General features: G+C 47.3%; 21 protein-coding genes and 2 pseudogenes. 18 read left to right on the top strand and 5 right to left on the bottom strand.

What is annotated here, in order from left to right; all coding sequences use genetic code 11:
• Positions 1-90 precede the first annotated feature (90 nt).
• Together ACX8ZY_RS03875 and treF are read left to right on the top strand one after the other, a co-directional pair.
• Positions 91-948 carry an SDR family oxidoreductase gene (locus tag ACX8ZY_RS03875; RefSeq protein ID WP_179257215.1) on the top strand — a complete coding sequence of 286 codons (858 nt, stop codon included), beginning with the start codon at positions 91-93 and terminating at the stop codon, positions 946-948.
• Between the two features lie 350 nt (positions 949-1,298).
• Entirely contained in the window at positions 1,299-2,957 is a 1,659-nt protein-coding gene (gene treF / locus ACX8ZY_RS03870; RefSeq protein ID WP_331843227.1) for an alpha,alpha-trehalase TreF, read from the top strand.
• A gap of 80 nt (positions 2,958-3,037) precedes the next feature.
• On the opposite strand, the gene ACX8ZY_RS03865 is transcribed toward treF, so the two are convergent.
• From ACX8ZY_RS03865 to ACX8ZY_RS03850, 4 genes are all read right to left on the bottom strand, one after another.
• Positions 3,038-3,544, bottom strand: coding sequence for a ferritin-like domain-containing protein (locus ACX8ZY_RS03865; protein ID WP_033758779.1), 507 nt, complete (start codon positions 3,542-3,544; stop codon positions 3,038-3,040).
• Positions 3,545-3,554: 10 nt separating this feature from the next.
• On the bottom strand, positions 3,555-4,037 hold the full coding sequence (locus tag ACX8ZY_RS03860; protein ID WP_033758778.1) for a YciE/YciF ferroxidase family protein: 483 nt from the start codon (positions 4,035-4,037) through the stop codon (positions 3,555-3,557).
• A 503-nt stretch (positions 4,038-4,540) separates the two neighbouring features.
• Positions 4,541-4,705, bottom strand: a complete 165-nt coding sequence (locus ACX8ZY_RS03855; protein ID WP_004571242.1) for a con-10 family general stress protein — start codon at positions 4,703-4,705, stop codon at positions 4,541-4,543.
• Positions 4,706-5,451: 746 nt separating this feature from the next.
• Positions 5,452-6,417, bottom strand: coding sequence for a diguanylate cyclase domain-containing protein (locus ACX8ZY_RS03850; protein WP_459260673.1), 966 nt, complete (start codon positions 6,415-6,417; stop codon positions 5,452-5,454).
• Positions 6,418-6,945: 528 nt separating this feature from the next.
• Between ACX8ZY_RS03850 and ACX8ZY_RS03845 the strand changes: the two are divergent.
• From ACX8ZY_RS03845 to ACX8ZY_RS03835, 3 genes and pseudogenes are all read left to right on the top strand, one after another.
• Positions 6,946-7,161: pseudogene (locus ACX8ZY_RS03845) on the top strand (ParA family protein); the annotation flags it as partial.
• A gap of 287 nt (positions 7,162-7,448) precedes the next feature.
• Complete coding sequence (locus tag ACX8ZY_RS03840; RefSeq protein ID WP_421665237.1) at positions 7,449-7,601, top strand: AcaB family transcriptional regulator; 153 nt, start codon at positions 7,449-7,451, stop codon at positions 7,599-7,601.
• Between the two features lie 53 nt (positions 7,602-7,654).
• Positions 7,655-7,843: an AcaB family transcriptional regulator gene (locus ACX8ZY_RS03835; protein WP_421665236.1), complete on the top strand. Its 189-nt coding sequence runs from the start codon at positions 7,655-7,657 to the stop codon at positions 7,841-7,843.
• A 327-nt stretch (positions 7,844-8,170) separates the two neighbouring features.
• Here ACX8ZY_RS03835 and ACX8ZY_RS03830 read toward each other — a convergent pair whose 3' ends face one another.
• Positions 8,171-8,461 carry a hypothetical protein gene (locus ACX8ZY_RS03830; RefSeq protein WP_421665235.1) on the bottom strand — a complete coding sequence of 97 codons (291 nt, stop codon included), beginning with the start codon at positions 8,459-8,461 and terminating at the stop codon, positions 8,171-8,173.
• Between the two features lie 92 nt (positions 8,462-8,553).
• Between ACX8ZY_RS03830 and ACX8ZY_RS03825 the strand changes: the two are divergent.
• The 13 genes and pseudogenes from ACX8ZY_RS03825 (at position 8,554) to ACX8ZY_RS03765 (ending at position 20,992) form a co-directional block, all read left to right on the top strand.
• Positions 8,554-8,967 (top strand): annotated as a pseudogene (locus ACX8ZY_RS03825) (DUF3577 domain-containing protein).
• A 151-nt stretch (positions 8,968-9,118) separates the two neighbouring features.
• Positions 9,119-11,458, top strand: a complete 2,340-nt coding sequence (locus ACX8ZY_RS03820) for a DEAD/DEAH box helicase (RefSeq protein ID WP_459260672.1) — start codon at positions 9,119-9,121, stop codon at positions 11,456-11,458.
• Positions 11,419-12,354, top strand: a complete 936-nt coding sequence (locus ACX8ZY_RS03815; protein WP_459260671.1) for a hypothetical protein — start codon at positions 11,419-11,421, stop codon at positions 12,352-12,354. Before ACX8ZY_RS03820 ends, ACX8ZY_RS03815 begins: the two co-directional genes overlap by 40 nt.
• Before the next feature lie 693 nt (positions 12,355-13,047).
• Positions 13,048-13,365, top strand: coding sequence for a DUF4400 domain-containing protein (locus ACX8ZY_RS03810; RefSeq protein ID WP_421665233.1), 318 nt, complete (start codon positions 13,048-13,050; stop codon positions 13,363-13,365).
• Between the two features lie 139 nt (positions 13,366-13,504).
• On the top strand, positions 13,505-14,155 hold the full coding sequence (locus tag ACX8ZY_RS03805) for a hypothetical protein (RefSeq protein WP_421665232.1): 651 nt from the start codon (positions 13,505-13,507) through the stop codon (positions 14,153-14,155).
• Between the two features lie 12 nt (positions 14,156-14,167).
• Entirely contained in the window at positions 14,168-14,710 is a 543-nt protein-coding gene (locus ACX8ZY_RS03800; protein WP_421665231.1) for a hypothetical protein, read from the top strand.
• 515 nt (positions 14,711-15,225) lie between these two features.
• Positions 15,226-15,324 (top strand): hypothetical protein, encoded by a 99-nt coding sequence (locus ACX8ZY_RS03795; protein ID WP_421665230.1) that lies wholly within the window; start codon positions 15,226-15,228, stop codon positions 15,322-15,324.
• A gap of 214 nt (positions 15,325-15,538) precedes the next feature.
• A complete protein-coding gene (locus tag ACX8ZY_RS03790; protein ID WP_421665229.1) occupies positions 15,539-15,673 on the top strand; it encodes a DUF2976 domain-containing protein in 135 nt (44 codons plus the stop codon).
• 385 nt (positions 15,674-16,058) lie between these two features.
• A complete protein-coding gene (locus ACX8ZY_RS03785; RefSeq protein ID WP_459260670.1) occupies positions 16,059-16,946 on the top strand; it encodes a ParA family protein in 888 nt (295 codons plus the stop codon).
• Positions 16,939-18,303 (top strand): SPI-7-type island replicative DNA helicase, encoded by a 1,365-nt coding sequence (gene dnaB-PI, locus ACX8ZY_RS03780; RefSeq protein ID WP_459260669.1) that lies wholly within the window; start codon positions 16,939-16,941, stop codon positions 18,301-18,303. Before ACX8ZY_RS03785 ends, dnaB-PI begins: the two co-directional genes overlap by 8 nt.
• Positions 18,300-20,009 (top strand): ParB family protein, encoded by a 1,710-nt coding sequence (locus ACX8ZY_RS03775; RefSeq protein WP_459260668.1) that lies wholly within the window; start codon positions 18,300-18,302, stop codon positions 20,007-20,009. The genes dnaB-PI and ACX8ZY_RS03775 overlap by 4 nt, the downstream gene beginning before the upstream one ends.
• A complete protein-coding gene (locus ACX8ZY_RS03770; RefSeq protein ID WP_459260667.1) occupies positions 20,002-20,259 on the top strand; it encodes a TraR/DksA C4-type zinc finger protein in 258 nt (85 codons plus the stop codon). Before ACX8ZY_RS03775 ends, ACX8ZY_RS03770 begins: the two co-directional genes overlap by 8 nt.
• Positions 20,249-20,992 (top strand): DUF2786 domain-containing protein, encoded by a 744-nt coding sequence (locus ACX8ZY_RS03765; protein WP_459260666.1) that lies wholly within the window; start codon positions 20,249-20,251, stop codon positions 20,990-20,992. Before ACX8ZY_RS03770 ends, ACX8ZY_RS03765 begins: the two co-directional genes overlap by 11 nt.
• The last annotated feature ends 31 nt before the right edge of the window (positions 20,993-21,023 follow it).

Raw genomic sequence — 21,023 nt, 5'->3', positions numbered from 1 at the left:
CCCATCTCAAACTAACAATTCTGTAAGTACTTACTAAAAATTAGTTTATACACTAGTCTGAATTTCACCAACAGCCACAGGAGTATTAACATGATTGCAGTTACAGGTGCCACCGGCCAGCTGGGCCGTTTCGTGATTGATGCATTACTGAAAAAAGTCCCGGCGGGAGAAATTGTTGCCGCCGTCCGTACGCCTGCCAAAGCGGCCGATCTCGCAGCGCTGGGCGTCATTGTCCGCCAGGCCGATTATGGCCAGCCAGAGACGCTGGAGGCCGCTTTTGCAGGCGTGGATAAGCTGCTACTGATCTCCGGTAGTGAAGTGGGCCAGCGTGAAGCGCAGCATAAAGCCGTCATCGAGGCTGCTCGGGCGGCGGGCGTGGGCTTTATCGCCTATACCAGCCTGTTGCATGCGGATACCTCGCCGCTGGGCCTGGGCGTTGAACACCGTGCAACAGAAGCGCTGCTGAAAGCCTCTGGCATCCCGTTCGCCCTGCTGCGTAACGGCTGGTACAGCGAGAACTACGCAGCCAGCATCCCACCGGCGCTGGCACATCATGCGTTTATTGGCGCAGCAGGCGAAGGTCGTATCGCCTCGGCAGCGCGTCAGGATTACGCTGAAGCGGCGGCAGAAGTGATGACCCGTGAGGATCAGGCGGGCAAAGTGTATGAACTGGCAGGTGATGACAGCTACACGCTGACGCAGTTTGCTGCGGAGATTGCCGCGCAGAGCGGTGAGAAGGTCGATTACGTCAATCTCTCTCAGAGTGAGTTTGCGGCGGCGCTGAAAAATGCAGGCCTGCCAGAAGGTCTGGCGGAAATGCTGGCAGATTCCGATGCCGGTGCAGAGAAAGGCGGTTTGTTCGATGACTCCCGTCAGCTGAGCCAGCTCATTGGTCGCCCTACCACCACCTGGCAGGCTGTCATTCGCGCGGCGCTGGCGAACCGTTAATTCTGTCGTTCATGAGCGGGCAATCGGGTCCGCTCACCTCACTCTCCTGCCGAATTCCCGTTAGGTATGCCACTTTCTGCACTCTTTGCGGCTGCGGTTTCTTTTACAAAATGTGAATAAATGCCAGTTTTCTTCAGGTTAAATTTTTTTATTCAGGTCGCTAAGAGATTCATCTGAAATGCGTTTTTTGTGAACATCACTATATTTGGTTGAATTATCTGGAATTTATCCAAAAACCTCGATTAATCGACAATATTTATTACGTTCATAGATATTCTGCATTGTTGTTCCGGGGGATGAGAGGTCTATAATTTGTCCTTTGTGCAACCACGACCGCTCAGGAGGCCGTTATTAATACCCATCGCCAGCAACAAAATGCACTTGAAGAGGTTCGTGCCGGGGCGGAAGTTGAGTATCAATACGATCCCCATGAACTGAAGCTGGATCGCATGCAGGATTCTGAACCGGAGCCGGAGCTGATTGAAGGCTTGCCGGCGCCGGATGCGCTGACCCCTGCCGATCGTTATCTGGAACTGTTTGAACATGTTCAGATGTCGCGGATTTTCGAGGACAGCAAAACCTTCCCCGACTGTTCGCCCAAGTACGATCCGCTGGATGTGCTGATGCGCTATCGTCGACAGAAACGCAGCAATGATTTCGACCTGTCGCGTTTTGTCGCCGATCACTTTTATCTGCCTGGCGTAAACGAAAGCTTTTATGTCTCCAACCCGGATAAAACGCTCAATGAGCATATCGACGACCTGTGGCCGGTTCTGACCAAAATGCCGCAGCAGCATATGCCGCACTCATCGCTGCTGCCATTACCCAAACCCTATGTGGTGCCGGGCGGACGTTTTGGCGAAACCTACTACTGGGATTCTTACTTCACCATGCTCGGCCTGGCAGAATCGGGCCGTGACGATCTGCTGCGTCACATGGCGGATAACTTTGCCTGGTTGATCGATAACTACGGTCATGTGCCAAACGGCAACCGTACCTATTACCTCAGCCGCTCGCAGCCACCGGTGTTTGCCCTGATGGTTGAGCTGTTCGAAGAAGATGGCGTGCGCGGTGCTAAGCGCTATCAGGAACAGCTGATGAAGGAATACCAGTTCTGGATGGACGGTGCCGGTTCACTGATGCCGAACCAGGCTTATCGTCACGTGGTGCGGATGCCAAACGGCTCACTGCTGAACCGCTACTGGGATGACCGCGATACGCCGCGTGATGAGTCGTGGATTGAAGATGTGGAAACCGCACGCGAATCGAAACGTCCTGCCAGCGAAGTGTATCGTGACCTGCGTGCCGGAGCGGAATCGGGCTGGGATTACTCCTCGCGCTGGCTGCGTAACCCGAAACGGCTGTCGAGCATCCGTACCACGCAGTTTATTCCTATCGATCTGAACTCGTTCCTGTACAAGCTGGAGCTGATGATCGCCACCCTGTCGCACGCGAAAGGGGAAGAGCTGACCGCGCTGGCCTGGCAGAAAAAAGCGGAAGCGCGCAAGCGTGCGATTACCCGTTATCTCTGGGACAGCACCGCCGGTGTGTTCCGTGACTACGACTGGCGTCGGGAGCGTTTCGGTGCCTTTACCGTCGCCTCCGTGGTTCCGCTGTTTGTCGGTCTTGCAACGCCGCACCAGGCGCACCTGCAATCGATCTCGCTACGCCATCTGCTATTGAGCAACGGCGGCCTGCTGACCTCAATGGTGGAAAGCGGTGAGCAGTGGGATCGACCCAACGGCTGGGCACCGATGCAGTGGATGGCGGTTGTTGGCCTGAATAATTACGGTGAAGAGACGCTGGCGACTGAAGTGGCAGTGAACTGGCTCAACACGGTCAACAACTTCTATCAGTTGCACCATAAGCTGGTAGAGAAGTATGACATCAGCGGCGAGCGTGCCCGTCCTGGTGGCGGTGGTGAGTATCCGTTACAGGATGGATTCGGCTGGACTAACGGCGTTACACGTAAGCTGATGACGATGTATGGGCATTTAATGGCTGACTGAGTTTCGCAGCCTGTAAACCTTTAAAACGCAAAAAGCCGGGCTATCCCGGCTTTTTCATGTTTCATGCAGGCTATTAAGCGCTACTTCTTCGCTTCAGTGCCTGGTTGTGACGCCCGTTGCAGGAACTGCTGTGTCACTTCAGGCAGGTGCTGCAGCAGCCACTCCGCCATCGCCACTTCCTGATCGCGGATCTCATTCAGTATGCGCACGCCCTGCGCATCACCGACCTGCTCAGCCGCGGCGATCAGGCTGGTGTAGCTGGCGATCTCGGCATTCTCGAATACATAGCCACTGATGGCGCCCTTCACCACTTCATCTGAGTTAAACATGCCGCCCACGGCCTGGCCGGTGGCTGCCATTTTGCCCATCGCATCTTTCATTACAGAGTGATCGATACCGTGGCTGTCGAGCAGCTGTTCCAGCAGAGTCAGCTGATGTTTAGTTTCATCCAGATGTTGCGCCAGACGCTGTTCCAGCGCCGGATAGTGTTCAAGACGACCTGACATCTTGCTCAGCATGCTTTCTGCTTGTTTTTCCATCGCATGCGCATCGCGCAGCCAGTCGTGATAATGTTCAATCGCAGTCATGTGTTGCTCCTTAAGAGACGGTAATAGACTCAGCTACCGAGGTGAGCTTCTCATCCGTTTGCTTCTCTTCATTCAGGGTTTCTTCCAGCAGCTGCGCGGCTTTGGTGTAACCCAGCTTCAGCGCCAGCGCATGCAGCGTACCGTAGGTGGCAATCTCATAGTGCTCAACTTTCTGCGCCGCACCGATCAGCCCCTGATCGCGAATCTCGCCTTTCTCGACCGAGTCGATAATTTCCTGCGCTTCTTCAACCAGACCTTCCAGCGCATGGCATTTCATTCGTTTGATTTTGACTTCAGGTGTTACTTCCACCAGTTCGTCGAGTCGTTCAATCTGAGCACGGGTCTCTTCCAGATGCTGATTAAACGCAGCGATAAGATTTTCGTCACTGGCTGCACGCGCCATTTTAGGCAATGCACGGGTTATCTGCTTCTCAGCGCTGTATACATCGGATAAGTCATGGATGAACAGATCGTTTAACGTTTTCACTGTCATAAGATAGCCTCATTGATTAAAAAGCTGCGTCTGTAATAACGCAGCGCCAGTCATATCGTTGACACCTGAAAAGTCTAGTGGAGATTCTTAATATCGCACGCAGCATCAGTATGAATTTAAGACAAAAGTGGCATATAAAATGCATTTTCCTTTTTACAGCAAAGATTTAGCTGAATAATGTTTTTATCGTTGCCGCTTCGTTAGCTGCGCTGGATTTTGTACAAAGTAATAAATCGTTGTATACATTTTTTAAGATTAACTGCATAAAAAAGTACCAGTCAAAAACTTACCTGTACAAAGTTGTATTTAACCGTATAGCTTTAATCGATCGGAAATAAAAAACCGGAAGGGTAAACCCTTCCGGTTCAATTAACAGCTCCCGCCATTGCCAATGATGGAGCAATGACATAATTCAGGGTGTAATTATCTTCACGAGGAACTAAACAGATTCAAAATGCCCGGCTAACAGAGTAACCCTGCCGTCACAGCAGTGTTAAAGACGTTCAGCTCCGGCGGCTAACCTTACCTCCCTTGCGCCCCGCTTCAATGGCACGTTCAGGATCGTTCTTGAAGTTGCCGCCGCTTTTCTGGCCTCCTTTGCGCCCTGCTTCAGCAGCACGCTCTTTGTCGGCCGCAAAATTCCCGGCCCCACCGCGATATTGTGTCATATGCGTCCTCTTTGAATTTTAAAAATTGGAATTTGCACAGTTAACGCTTCATCAGGCCGATTCAGCAACATAAATGTAGACAGAAAATCGGACCGATCAAGTCAGAGAAATAAAAAACCCGTCACAGTTCTGGTTTATTGGCCTTACTACCCTCAACCGAAATGATAACGGATTCCAACCATCGCTCTTTTCAATTCATAAAAGAGCCGCGGCATGAAAAATCTTTATAACGAAAATCGCCGCGCCCTATTAATCGATCTTTTTCAAAAAAAGTCCAATTGAAAAAAATATAAGCGAAGCGGTAAATAGATAGATTAATCAACATCAGGTAGTGAAGATGATCAATAAACGATCAATTTCCCCAAGCGAAGCGCTAAATAGAAATTTAAAACCCTGCTTTTACGTCAAAAATAAGCGAAGCGTGAAGCATTGATGGCACCAGTTAAAAATAGCCGGAATCGATCAATAAACGATCAATTCTGCTGATTTAATGAAAATTTTTATTAAAAAGAGAGGTCAGATTTAGCGATGAAATTTGAATCTAAGCGAAGCGGATGAATTTCTGCTTCCTGAGGGCAAAAAACAGGTTTTCGGAATAGTACTAAAAAGCATTTTCTGCGGGGATACGCATAAATTTTGCATGCCTGCGAAAAGGGGAATTCAACGTTATGAATGAGATGGCGCAAAGCCATGAGGGGGAGATTGTGCGTTAATGGCAGGCAAAACATATGCCCTGTTCAGCAGAGTCAGAGGGAGTCGGGAAAAGTGGAATCAAAAGCGACACCGCGCTTGCCATTTTTCTTGATGCGGTACATCGCTTCATCAGCACGCTGCAGTGCAGTATCAAAGTCATCTTTGTCCTGCGCCTGAGACACACCGACAGACGCCCCAATGAGGGCATGCCCGTTTGCCATATCAAAAGGTGTCATTACCGCGTCAAGACAGGCGTGCGCCAGTTTCTTTACCCGCGGATGGTTCAGCGCCCAGGGTATTAACAATACAAACTCGTCGCCGCCCAGTCGGCCAATGATCACTTCTGCCGGAGAGAGTTCCGTAAACCGCCGACTTAACTGGATGAGGACTTCATCTCCGCTGCGGTGCCCCAGGGTGTCGTTGACGTGTTTGAAGTTATCCAGGTCAATAGAGACCACGCAGAGCGGTCCCTGAGCTTTCATTTCACAGAAATAATTCTGCAGAGCATGACGATTGTTGAGCAGCGTAAGGGGATCGTGCAGCGCCAGCAGGGCGAGCTGCTCCTCATATTGCTTCTCTTTGGTCATATCGATGTGAGTACCGATCACTTTAACCGGCTCTCCGTGCGCATTCCATTCGCTGACCCGGCCCCGATCCAGCACCCACGTAATGCTGCCATTTTTGGCGATCATGCGGTGCAGAGCCTCGTAATAAGGCGCTTTCCCGGCGATGTGGTCGTTGAATGCCTGTAGAACGTCGGCGGCATCATCGGGATGCAGGCTCTCTTTCCAGGATTCAAAGTTGGCGTCGGTCTCTTTGGGCTGGAAGCCCAGCATCGCCCCCCAGCGCCGGTTGAAGATCACCAGTTTGCCGCTGGGAATATCCAGCTGCCACAGGAACAACCCGGTACCATCCAGCGCCGCATTGAGTTTTGTGCGGGCGTCATGCGCTATACGCTTCAGACGCGCATTGTGCTTTTTGAGGTTCTGTATCTGCAGACGCAGCGCTTCTTCTGACATAACCGTGTGAGAGGAGGAAAAAGGGGTATTGTGCCTGTCAGGCTGATTCTGTAAAGGGTGGCTTATAAAACACGATTAGCCGCGGTCAATTGCAGGCTGGACAGGATATCAGGCGGTGCCAGTCTGGCAATGCAGCACAGAGGCAAACCTGGCAATTGGTTTCGCCATGAAATCTGTTTGTGTTGCTACAGGGTTGAGAAGTGGAATGGGCGCGGGAGAGGCGAAATTCGGAATGTTCGGGGAGATGGCGAATCGGATGGCCTTAAAAAAGCAAAAACCCGCCAGAAGCGGGTTCTTTAAAGATGGTGCCCGAACCCGGACAAAAATGCCGGGAGCATTTTTGCATCGCGCCGCTTCGCGCGACCCAGAGGGCGAGCCACAGGGATGTGGCGAGTGAATCGCACCACGGACACGCGGATTTTCAACCCCCATGTACAAAGTTTAGGTATGTTTTTTACCGTATTTAATGCATCAAACTGGCATTGACGAAACAATCAGGTGTTCAACCGAACATGACTTCAGATTTGCATGCAGAAAATACTTCCCGTAATTTCCACCACAGTTGCAGAAGGCAAATCTACGCAAGCCGCGAACCTCTGTGGGTTTCTTACTGATGCTGATTCAAAGACGTTTTTAATCGATGGCGACTTCGGCCAAGCTAACGCTAGCATTACCTATCAACTAACCTATGAAGCGACATTTGGTATGTATGAGCTGCTGATGCAGACCGTGGATCTCAGCGATGCCAGAAAATGAGAGCTGGCCAATTCAGCCACATTCCTGAATTTCAACCTGCAACTGCCCAATCGGCACAACCTCAACCGACTGCGCGAGCTGCCAAATCTGTAGCTGACATCGTCGGCATCTGATGACCTTCGCGGACTTAGCAGATCACAAGTACTCCGCATGCCGCGTATTGTTCAGCGCACCGGTTTGATGAGTCGTGAGGCTGAGAGTGATAACCCTTATGCAGATATGGTGCTTTCATAACTTGAAAACGCGCTAGATTTGGGACTACGGAGATCCAGAAGTTGATCTATGAGCTGGAGGCATCACTTAAATCTATCCCCGTAAGGATTTCACTGAAGGATGTGCCGTCGGTGTCGCCGCTCAATATTGGCGTCTTCAGCCGCACGATGGGTTATCGCAGCGTCTGGCTGTTGGTTACGATCAGCTCGCGATGAAAGTGTTTTAGGCATTTCATTATGGCCTGATAAGCGGCAAAGAGCGCGATGAAATGCTCAGCAATGGCGGCCATATTGTACGCAAGGTATATGGAGTCGGACAGAACTATCGTTCCTTCGATGTGATGCAAGCACATCTGGAGGAAAAGACTGTGATTATCAACGAAGCGATCAAGAAGCTGGGCGACGTTGTACTTGATGTGATAACGGAAAAATGCTCTCCGACTTATCATCAAATCTAAAAGAACTGACGGACAATAGTGAAGCTTCTGAATAAATTCCAAGCGCTTTAGCAAAGTATTTTATGTCCGTAGTGATGCTAATAAGACCGCCTTCGATGTAGCACCTCATGACTGCAGGATGGTTGGATGTCTTGTATGGTACAGCAAATCATCAGTCCGTCAGGCAAATCACCGCACATCCGATTTGGTTTGTATGGCGCACGCCCTCCGTGAAACCGCGCCGGGTATTCAGCTCACGGAGTAACGAATAAACCATCGGTCTGCGTGCGGACCCTGAGCTCTAGCAATTGCTGGCGCTTTTTTTATTTTCATCTCCGCAAAACTACTTTATCGCTGAAATCCGTTTTTAGCGGCAGGATATTGGAACGGCATTATTGTTGTCGTCTCAACAACCAACCAATGTTTCAGCAGCCTGAGAGAGACGCTTACGCGGTTGCCGTGTAAAACTTCATTATCTGAGAGAAGTGCTGCTTCTGCAATGGTCGATCCGCTCAACCTCTTAATGCGGATATCATCTGTGTGATGAGGTTCTTTGTACTGACCCGCCAGCGCGGCAAAGCTATCCGCGCTTCCTGACTGAAAACATTTATCCATCAGGGATGAATATTTCTCCGTCACTATATCCCACTTCTGGAGTAAACATTATTACTGAGACCACTACTAACAACGCCAGCACCACTACTACCAAAAATGAATACTTCATTTTCAAAATGAAGAACTTGGATTATCAGAGCAACATTCGCAGAATTAAAACCCGTACTGGAAGCTTCTTAAGCGTTTTGATAAATGCGCTGTGCGGCCCCACTGACTCCCCTACCTATGTGCGCTTTGATGCAACAGTCGCCGGTGAAGAAGCAAAAGACCTTATAAGCCGCTGCCAGAAAGCAGTAGACGAGGACTAGAAAGCGCTACTTAGGTTTACTCTCAGCAATCTGATATCTGACATTTTCACCCTTAACCAAGGTGACCATGCAGGCGAACAGCGATTTCGCTTGAAAGCCAGATTGATTAAGTTCCATTAGATCCAGATTGGTAGGGCAATGGTTCACAAGGTTGAACTGAGTGAGACAAATCCACCTACCAGAAAAAACAATTCTAATAATTATGTTGAAAATTCACTCTAAAGCAGAACTTAATGCCATGATGTAAACATCATGGCATTTTTTTCATTTAAATTTGCTAATAACTCGAACAGATGTATATTGTTTTATACTTCAACATTAATTTCAAGAAAAACATCTCATGGTGGAAACCATCATTTTAACGGAGTGATATATGGAAAATGAGATAAAGATAACACTTCCACTTATCAAAGATGTAAACAAAAAAGTGGGCGGCAATTCAATTGTTAGAATTTTACTCCCCAGCATTACCATCAACGTAAAATTCACATCTAAGCAAGATGATATTTTCAAATACTTTACAAACTTAGAACACCCTCTTGATTATATATACATTACCACTAAAAAGAAAAAACCTGATGAGTTAAGCGACTGTTTCTTGCTTCACATTAATAAATCTGACATGTCAGAAATTGATGAAGAAACTGAGCTCTCATGGATTGACTTTCCATTGATTCATAAGGATAGCAGCAATCTAAGTGATTGGACTAACAAGTTCATCTTCAAGAATGAAGATAAAACATCGGATGTTAAAGGATTGAGAAAACCTCAGATAGGGGCTTTACATGCAGTTAGCGCATATCTGTATGGTGAGAAACCTTTTTCTCCAGCCACAGTAGTCTTACCTACAGGTACAGGAAAGACTGAGACAATGCTATCTCTTTTTTTCTATCATAAGTTAGATAAATTATTAATATTGGTTCCTTCAAATGCTTTAAGAAAGCAACTTTCGAATAAGTTCATAACTCTAGGATGTCTTCCTGAGTTTGGTATAACGCCTACTTTGTCCCCGTATCCAAAAGTTGCAATAATAACTGCTGGTATTAAACAGCGAGAGGCAAAAGAGATAATTATAAATTCAAATGTAATCATTGCCACCCCCAACATTTTGAACGCAAGTAACCAATCCGAAGCAAAGATTCTGTTTGATGGTTGCAATGCTCTTTTTGTAGATGAAGCCCATCATATAAGTGCACATAGTTGGGATAATGTTAGACAGAATTTTCTTGAGAAGCCTGTCGTTCAATTTACAGCCACTCCGTTTAGGAATGATGGTAAAAACTTGGGCGGAAAAATAATTTATAATTATACATTGGGATCAGCTCAGAAAGATGGTTATTTTAAGAAAATCTCCTTATCTACAGTTGAAGAATACATTGAGGCAGATAAAGACGCTAGCATTGCAAGTAAAGCAATAGCTATTTTAAGAAAAGATTTGGATGACGGTTACGATCATCTACTGATGGCAAGAGTAAGCACGCAACTTCGTGCTGAAGAAATATTTAATACCTATAGGGATGTTGCCCGAGATTTAAATCCGGTAATCATTCATTCTGGGCTATCACAAAGGGATATTAGAGATAGGTTGGAAAGATTAATCGAGAGAAAAGCTAAAATAGCAATTTGCGTAGACATGCTTGGTGAGGGATTTGATCTTCCGAATCTTAAAATTGCAGCAATACATGATCATCATAAAAGCTTGGCTATAACACTTCAGTTTATTGGCCGCTTCACTCGAATAAGTCATAAATTTAAGATTGGTGATGCATCTGTTATTGTAAATATCGCAGATCCGAACGTTGAAAAGGAGTTGCAAAATTTATACTCCCAAGATTCGAACTGGGATCAAATTCTAAAAAGGCTTTCTGAGGAAACTATAAGTAAAGAAATCAGACTACAAGAACTTGTAGAATCACTTAAGTCTAAAGGTGATTTATACAAACAGATTTCACTTTGGAACTTAAGACCATCATTTTCAGTAATGCTATTCAAGGCCAATTGCAAAGAGTGGAATCCTGAACTAGTTCTTAATATATTACCAAAACTAGAGCAATCATGGCACTCAATATCTGAAGACAGACGTATTTTAATGGTTTTAGGTGTTAGAACATCACCAATTAGATGGGGTAACTTTAAAGATGTTAATGATATAAATCATCTCATACTAATAATTTACTATAATGAAGATTCTGGTAATCTTTCGGTATACTCAAACGATTATCTTTTCTTTAGGATTGAGAAATTAATAGAAAATTTAACCAACTCTACTTCTGAGCAAGTTTCTGGAACTCGGGTTTTTCAGGTTCTCAATAACGTACAATATCCTTTAGTTTTAAATCTTGGCTCCTCAACTACCGGTGCAATTAGCTTTACCCAATTTTTTGGTCCAAATGTATCTGATGGATTAACTGATATTGAAAAAAAGAGTGCGACTCTAAGTAATATTGCCATCATGGGATATGAAGATGGCAATAAGATATTATGGGGATGCTCACAGAGAAAAGGTAAAATTTGGTCACCAAAAGCTGGAAGTATATTAGAATGGAAAGAATGGGTTGATTCAACATGGAGTAAGATTAATGAGGAAGATCTTGATGAACATAATATCACTAGAGAATTTTTACGACCTGTGAAGATAAAGTCCACATATGAAGAAAATCCTGTTTCAATTCAGTGGGGGAGTATTTACAAACAAGATTTGAAGAAAATGTAACATTATCCTTTGGCAAAGATGATTTCAATTTATATGATATTGATCTAAAAGTTAGCAAGGAAAATGGTTATATTAACACTCATATAATTTCACCTAAAAATCATACTATCTACAAGATAGACATAAGTGAAGAACATACCGGGGGATATGACTATGAACTTTTATCAGGAGAAGAAATAAAATTCACTATTGGTTCTAACAGAGAGTTATATTTCAGAGAGTTAATGTACCAAGACCCTATAGTAATTCACTATATAGATGGTTCTTTTACCTATAACTGTTATTTAGTCAAAGTTTCAAACGAAATTAACTTTTTTGATTCCAGTGATTTAATCTCTTATAATTGGGGTAGCAATCTAACCAAGGAATCCATGGGTAAAGAAAGAAATAAAAACACAGTGCAACACAAAACATTCACTATTATTAAAGATTCTTACGACATTATTATCAATGATGATGAAAGTGGAGAGGCAGCAGACTTAGTATGTATTAAAGAATACGATGACCATATATTGCTTAGTCTTTATCACTGCAAATTTTCCGCTACGGAAAAGCCCGGAGCTCGTCTCCAGGATCTTTACGAAGTTTGTGGTCAAGCACAGAGAAGTATCAGGTGGAAACATACAGGCATGAACTTCCTCTTTAAGCATATAAAAAAGAGAGAGGAAAAATGGCGCCGATATGGTTACTCTCGTTTCTTAGTTGGTGACATGCCAAAAATACAATACATTAGAGAACTGTCTAGAACAAAGCCGCTTAAATTTAAAGTTACAATTGTTCAGCCCGGCATCAAAAAAGAAACCATAAGTGATGAAATGTTAAGGTTACTTGGTAGTACAAAGACATTCATCAAGAAGACAACAATGGCTGAATTGATTGTTCTTTCTTCTGATTGAAAAGAAATTACCAGTAAGGCTTATCATCCTCTTTGCTGGTATTTCGTTCAACTAAATTAACTCTTAAAAATCTAATAATCAATATATAGGCCAGCCAGGCTTCGATAATAATCATTATCATGCTATCAATACTAATAAGTGAGGTTTTCATTATTGAATCTATATTAGCATCATCATTATTAAAACTAACGATTCAATCTAGCGCTTGTGCCTCAACAGGTGAGGCTAGTAGCTTTCTTATCAATAACCTTAAATCTTCATATGACATTATTAGGTGTGTTGATTTTTCTGAATCCTCTCTTACGAAAAAAGAAATATAGAGTTTTAAAAAGTTAATGGGTGGGTCTTGAGGATATTTTTCTCCTGATTTGAACCTAGTGAGTGCACTAGGCATCGAAGCCCTCAACAACACCGAACGCAGCTACTACGCCGAACGCAGGGTAAAATAGCAGTACGAGCGCACCGAAAAAGAGCTCAAATTCCAGCGCGAAGTTGATGCCACTTATAAGTACCTGATGCCCAACATACTGTCATGAATATGGGCAATGCAGCAGCTATCACGCATGACTCAGATGGTCGCCTTGCACTGTCCGTGTGCGAAGCAGATCGCCAGCGCTGCCCAGCCTTACTTTCCGCCGTTCTCGCAGATAAGCGCCATGTAGCTATCTATCTTGTCGATAGCGGCTTGTAGGGATGGATCGCCTAGCAAATCAGGTGATGGAAAGCGGCGGCCATGCAGTTTTTTCTAGTTTGAGTACAGATAGCCGCTTGCTGGCATCGGCACTTCAAGAATATCTGTTAGTTACGATTTACTATGTTGTGGTGACGCTGATTCCTGTGACGATTCTTTTGCTATTAATACCGCTGTTTTTAGTGGTGGTGCTAGTCGCGGTGGTTGATGGCTTTAATCGGCGCTATGGTGCGGCTTATGAATCCAGCTTTCTTTATCACCATGTCATACGCTTCGTTAAACCCGCGTTCTATGTTTCTTGTGTGGTGTATCTGTCGTGACCGTCGGCGATGTACCCAAATCTGCTTTTTCTGCCTGCAGCGCTAATGACAGAAATGGCGTTGTCGTCAGCATGCAAGACGCTATGGCTGTAAGGCAGAAAATAAAGTAAGCTATGAAATCATCAAGCAATACTCATGAATGGCAATTGGTAAAATGACCACTATCTTAATTTCAACTCTCACATGGATCGTTAGTTTTTTAGTTTATAGACATAATACTAACAAAGACAAAAGCTCTTTAATTTTAGAGTTGAGTAAGGAAGTCTCGAATAATTGCAACAACAAACTAGTTATTGAGTATCTCTTCTCAGTAATTTATGGAGTCAAAGGCACGGACTGCTCTGACATTGAATTATTAGTAAGCCACCCTCTACCTCAAAAAGCAGTTTTAAATTATCTGTCTGTTCAAAGATATATTCACGCATATAAGTTATCGGATGACAACGGTGAAATCCATGTTAATGTCGCTAAAGGATGGAGGAAGGGATGGAGAAGAAGAGTAAACCAGGTAGGGTTTTTAATAGTCATACCCGTGATGTATTGGTTTACAAAAATATTCAGCGATGTATCTTATAATTATTTTCTCACTATATACGAACCCTCCTTCCCCTCAGTAATTAAAAGTGGAGGAATTATAGAATTCCTCATGGAGGCCATTTTCAATATAGCCATACCTATGATGTTTTCAATTATAGCTTATATGGCATTCAGGAGTTTTCATTCTTCTACCATGATTGATGTAACGGCCAAATTCCTTGACCCCACTTACACAACCGATAACCACAATTAAGGATTTCTAAGCATGCTTAGTTTTTTCAAAAGAAATGCAGCTACAATAATCGCTACCTTTGCATTTTTAGCTACATGCTCTCAGCTTTGGCTTCAGCGAGACTTTTATAAAACATCGTTGAGGCCGAAAATTACTGCGTATTACTCTATTGATGGAAGGAGTGAATCAAAAAGAAACGGAATTTATTTTTACAACGGGGGGCTGGGTAACGCAGTTGTTCATAAAACTCTGGTAACCATTGATGGAAAACCTGTTAATCACTCACATTTCGGTGATTTCTATTCTGCCATAAACATGCTTGGCCTTGATGCTGGTTGTTTTTTATATGCAACCCCAAGACAAAACGACTTCCTAATAAAAGATAAGGAAACCTTTTTCATTGAGGCTAACGATAATGCTAAAGGGCTATGCGGCTTGAGCCAGACAATATTATCTTTAAAAGAACAGTTATTACAAAACGAACGTTTCAATTTTAAGATTCAATTCACTTCCGCTTATGGTGAAAGATTTACTTATGACTATCGCAAGAATACGCAAAGTGAAGGATGGAATTAAATTTCTATAACTAAAAAGCTTAATCCCTAGTGCTGCTCATATGACTTCTCTCACCTTAGGAGAAGCCATATGAACGCTACGACCATCTGTCAATCATTAGCCTCATTATTGTTTTCATTCTTCTTCCTCTTCATGGGTTAAGCTGCAGAACTCGATGAACTCGCCACTACCTAATGTCTACTAGAGCAAGTACAGCTCTACCGCGCCCGTAACGTCTCCGCGGAGTCCGATCCCCAATAATCGCCAAAATTATCTGTTCGGCTACTAGAAAGCCAACAAAGAACTCAACATTTTGCGTGCTGGGATTTACCGTTATACGCAGCCTTCGCGTGCGCAGCCGCCAGATACGGCAAAGTCAGCGGCGATTACACTCGAGGCCGTCCGCTATGGCGATGACCGTCGTGAAGATTAACGCTTTTAAAACGGCATCTGGCAACATTGATATTAGCGTTCTGTATATATTGTCCGTTGGGCTACTACTGTGCGTGCTGCTTATCTAGGCAGCATGGGCGGCGATGGATGTCTGGCATGGCTGGCCAAATACAAAAGTCAGGGATGCCGCGCTTGCCCGATTTGATATCCGTTCTGTGGCTTTACTGATCGCCTGCATTTGAATGTTCGACAGTTAACGCAGGCTTTTTCGAAGTAACTTTACCCGTCAAAGGGGAATGTTCCATCAACATCAATGTTTGTTTGCTTGTCTCGCTTCAAGGAACGTCAGTTGATCGTCTGGGTTCCGAATTGATTGTGGCCTGGCTGACATAAAAACCGGCGCTGGCCGCTCTTCCATCCGTTGAAGCGCCGGAATCCAGCGGCGGTAATGAGTTGATGGGTCAGATCAAAGGTTACGCGCAGGACTTTATTGACTTCACGGGTTTGCTGGTCTGTGCCATGGCATTTATCAATGTCGCAACCAGCACGGCGCATACGTTCGTTGAGGTGCTAACAAGCCCCCCACCTTAACTAGGTTTGGCTCCACATCGTCGCAACCGATGTCGTGCTAATGCTCGCGACTATCTGGCTAATCGGCCAGTCTACCGAAACCATTCTGTAAGGGCATAAGCATATAGACAATCTGTTTCCTGCCTGCTTGACTGAATGCCGAACCTGTTGTTATTCGCGGTTTAACAACGTCGGAATGAGGGCTGAAGGAGAAGAAACACCGGATGGGCAATGTCGATCGCTCCACAAACGAAAAACCCCCGCCGAAGCGAGGGTTTCAAATTTTGGTGCCCGAACCCGGAATCGAACCAGGGACACGGGGATTTTCAATCCCCGTGTTTCTGAATTGCAGTTGAGTGCACATTTGCTCGTACCTGGATAACAGTTCAGTTGTTCAGGTGATTAAATGCATTCAAAAACTAAAGTTATACCCGTTGTTTCTACCAAAGGCGGAGAGGGTAAATCAACTCAAACCGCTAATCTTGGTGGGTTTTTGGCCGATGCCGGCCTGAAGGTTCTCCTTATTGATGGCGACCATGCCCAGCCAACAACCAGCAGTATATTTCCCCTGACTTATGAAGCCCCCTGCGGACTGTATGAACTGCTTATGCAGAGCGCAGACCTGTCAGAGGCCGATAACATTATCTCCCGCACTGACATAGATAATCTTCATCTTATTGCTTCAAACGATCCCCGTAATCTCCTGCCCACTCACATGCTTAATGTGCCAGACGGACGAGTTCGTCTGCGTAATGCGCTCTCTGCACCCTTATTCAAAAGCTATGACGTCATTCTAATAGACTCACAGGGCGCCAAATCAGTGATGCTTGAGCTTATTATACTGGCCTCGACCGGTGAAATGATTGGCATGGTTAAACCTGTATTGCCGGACGTCAGGGAGTTTTTGAGGGGAACGGTCGCGCTTATGGAAGACCTGCTGCCTTACTCAGCCTTCGGGATAAAACTACCGGCCATTCGAATGCTCGTTAACTGCATGAAGTATAACTCTCTGGCAAAAGCGACTATCGGGCATGCAGAAAGCATCATTAACAGCAAAGAATACAGTGCACATACTGATGAGATAGTCGTATCAATGCTGCAGACCCGTATCTATGACCTGGCCGTATATGAACAGGGGCATGCCAGCGGAAAACCCGTGCACCGGCTGGAAAACAAAACGTCCCGCGTTAGCGATTCCGCATTCGATTCCATGCTTAAGCTGGCGGGCGAACTATTCCCGGAGCATCAGGCGCGATTTGATGCCTTCGCCGTTAGCGGAGGTGTGAATGTCTGACAACCGCAGAAATATACCTGGCCTTTACTCCCAGGACGCTGAACAGAGCGTCATTGGCGGATTGATGCTGGATAACGACTGCTGGGATGAAGTTATTCTGCGCATCAGCACAGACGACTTTTTCCACAGGATTCATCGCGAAATCTTTAAGGCAATGTCTCAACTCGTAGCAGCAGGCAAACCGATCGATCTTCTTACGCTGGCTGAAAGTATTGAAAATCGTGGCAAAGACTCGCTTGAACAACTGGGTGGATTTGCTTACCTGGCCGAGCTTACCAAAAATACCCCGAGCGTGGCCAACCTCACGCATTACTGCGATATCGTAGCCCGCTACAGTCGCGGTCGCCAGCTGGCAGCAATCGGTAATGAGATACATGCATCTGCTGTTGCACCTGGCGCGAATATCCCCGCTGTAATGGAAATGGCCGAACAAAAAATCACGCAACTGGCAGAGCGGGCCGAACCACAACAGGGCGTGACCATTGTGGATGGTCTGGAAAAACTGGTGGCCGAGCTTGAACGTCGCTGCCAGACGCCCGACGGTATCACCGGCACGCCGACTGGGTTTGACGAACTGGACACCTTCACAAGCGGTCTTCAGCCGGGTGACCTCGTTCTCGTCGCGGCACGCCCCTCCATGGGAAAAACTGCACTCCTTATCAATATCATCATGAATTCTTTGATGAAAAAAACAGAATCCAACGGCCAGTTTTACAGTCTTGAACAGCCAACTGAACAGATTCTGATGCGCGTGGTGTCGTCGCTCGGTAACGTTGACCTGACCCGTATGAAAAGCGGAATGATGGACGAAGAGGACTGGGCACGCGCGTCGGGTGCCTTCGCGTTGCTGACAGGAGATATTAAAGATCGCCTGCTCATTGATGATACCAGCGGACTGACACCGGCCATGCTTCGCGTGCGTGCGCGGCGTAATGCCCGACGCTACGGTAATCCCTCTATCATCGGCCTCGACTACCTGCAGCTTATGCGCTGCCCGGATCAGGAGAATCGTACCCAGGAAATCGCCGAGATATCACGCTCACTCAAAGCGCTGGCGAAAGAGATGGAGTGCCCTGTGGTGGCTCTTTCTCAGCTCAACCGTTCTCTGGAAAGCCGTGCCGATAAACGGCCCAACAACGGTGACCTGCGTGACTCCGGTGCGCTTGAGCAGGATGCTGACGTTATCATCTTTGTTTACCGTGATGAGGTCTACAACGAAAATTCACCAGATAAGGGTCTGGCTGAACTGATCATCGGTAAACAGCGTCAGGGGCCTACCGGCACCCTGCGTTTGCGGTTTGAGGGACGATACACCCGCTTTGAAAATCTTCTGGCCGACTCGGGGAGATTCGCATGAGCAACATACGTAACCTCGATCTGGGAAAAGCCATGCTGCAGAGGGGCAAAAGCCCTGTTCAGCTGGCTGAAACGCCTGTTGCTCCGTTACCGGTCAGTGAAATGGCGATGGTGCTGACGCTGGATCAGCTCAGGCCCAATCCTGACAACCCGCGCAAAAGTAAAAATCCGCGCTATGACGAAATCAAGGCCTCAGTGCTTGCCAGCGGGCTTAACACGGTTCCTAAAGTCACCCGCGATCCGGACGGAGAAGACGTTTACATTTTCAGTGACGGTGGAAACACACGCTACCAAATCCTCAGTGAGCTCTGGCAGGAAACGGGTGACGAGCGTTTCTATCGAATTTTAACCGTCTCTAAGCCCTGGCCGGGCCGTCTCAAATGCCTTGTTGGCCACCTTGCTGAGAATGAAGTCAGGGGAGACCTGACGTATATAGATAAAGCGTTTGGCGTTCATAATGCGCGGTGTATTCAGGAGGAGATCCTGGGCCGTGCGGTGACATTACGTGAGCTCTCGGAACTGCTGAATAAAGAGGGACTTCCGGTTGATAACTCTACTATCAGCAGAATGGAAGACACCATAAAGTACCTGTGGCCCTGCCTGCCAACATTACTGAACAGTGGCTTTCCCCGCCTGCAGGTTCTCTCTTTACTCCGTATACGTTCCCAGGCCAGTAAAGTATGGGCGCAGTATGTTAATGAGTCAGTCCCTGCCATCACTTTTGATGAAGTTTTCTCTGCCAGTTGCCACCCATTTGATCACCCTGACAGTTATGCTTTTGAGACCTTCAGGGATGAGTTTATCGGACAACTGGTGAAGGCTCTGCCGCATCCCAGCCTCAACTATGACCGCTGGCTGATTGAACTTGACCCTAAGGAGCAAAAGCGCCGCGAGCAGTTTGGTCAGCCGCCAGCCATGCCGCCGCTTACGCTCAGTCATTCGCCGGAGCGTCCCGGCGGTAAGTCTGGGCCTGTCACCGTTCTGCCGGATGATACCACCGGCGTCACGCCCGTTACCGGCCTGCGCTCAGGCACCCTTACCAGTTCAACTGGTCCCGAGCCAGCCCCTGAACCAGCGGGCAACATCGTATTGCCTGAAAGTCACGGCATCAGCCCCGGCAGCCTCTCACGCAGTGAAATCCAGAATGATCTCTTTGGAGGCCGTCCCGTTATTACCGGTAACGACGTTGACATTAACGGTGAACAGGGCGCGGGGCTGGTTTCCCCGGGTAGTCTTTCCCTTGCATCGGCGTTTGGTGAGCGGGATGACGCGGTGCCGGTATCAGCCGGGTCCGTAAGCTTTGCCGAAACCGGCCTTGAGCCGGTCAGCGACATCTGGCTGATCCCGGCTATGCAGGATGATGTGGAGCACCTCCAGGACATGGCCTACCGGCTGGTCTATGAAATTGCCGAAGCGATGGGCTGTGAAAGTGGCATTAACGAGGACAAAAGCCCTCAGTCTGCAGGCTTTTCCGTTACAGGTCGCAGTGATGAGTTCAGCCTGTTCCTTGCGGGCCTGTCCGGCCTTCTGCCAAATCAGCAGTGCAACATGTTTATGTTCTGTCTGAATTTTTTTGGTTCACAGGAACCGGCTGACACGCCGGTTCTAGACGACATCATGGTGGTCAAAATGATGCGCCTTATCCGCATCATTCGCCGCCTGCGTGAGCTGCAGCGCCTTGCCGCAAAAGGGGGAGAAAATGTCTGATGACTTAAATGACGAAATGGCCCAGGCCAGCACAGCCTTATTTATTCAGCACGGCATTGACGCCATCCGCTCGCAACTCCGTTCTGATGAGCCGTCAAAAGCGTTCTGTGAGTGTTGCGGAGCTGACATTCCGCTGGCCCGTCAGCGTGCGATGCCCGGTGTGAAGCTCTGCGCAGGCTGCAAGGAAGTTGATGAGATAAAGCATCGCCACATCGCGGGCGGTCAAAGGGGGGTGCGTCATGCAGGATAAGTCAAAACTCGCCAGACGTATCCGTCGCCTGATGGCCCTGGGGACACAGAACAGCAATGCCCATGAGGCCGCCCGGGCGGTTGCCCTGGCCCAGCGCCTCATGCGCCGTCACGGCCTGACTGACGACCAGCTGGCGATGACCGGGATCAGCGAGTCAGTCTGTGAGCAACTGACCAGCAACGCGGAAAAAGTTCCTGCCTGGATGAATTCGCTGGCCACGGTGGTGTGCATGGCTACGCAGTGCCGGTGCTGGTTTGGCTGGTACGGCTATGTGACTTCGGGTGGATTACGCACGATTCGCCGGTCGCTTCATTTTTACGGCTTCGGTGAGCGTCCTGAGCTGGCCCTCTACATCTATACCGTCCTGCAGCGCAAGCTGCGGGCGGAAACAGACAGCCATATGTCGACTTACCGCAGGCAGCGCATTAAGAAGAGTACGCTGCGCAGCCGCGCCGACCAGTTCCGTGAGGGCTGGGTCTCCGGCGTGTGGAAGGTGCTGCAGTCGTTCAGTACTTCCGATGGTGAAAATCAGGTGCTGCAGCGCTGGCTGACGCAGCGGCATTCCGGGCAGAACATGGCCGCCGTCAAAACGCGGGAGGCGAAACGCTGTCGCGGCGACATGTCGGCCCGCACGGCGGGATGGTTTGCTGGCCGCCAGGCCGAACTCAGTCACGGCCTGGCGGGTGCGCAGGCCACTCAGCAGCTTACGGTGGGAGAAACACACAATGATTAACACACTTTTATGGTGTGCCTGCCTGTCGGGC

It is taken from the genome of Pantoea sp. XAF26B01_ASV70, assembly GCF_054512635.1.
This window is presented reverse-complemented; position numbering and strand designations above follow the sequence as displayed.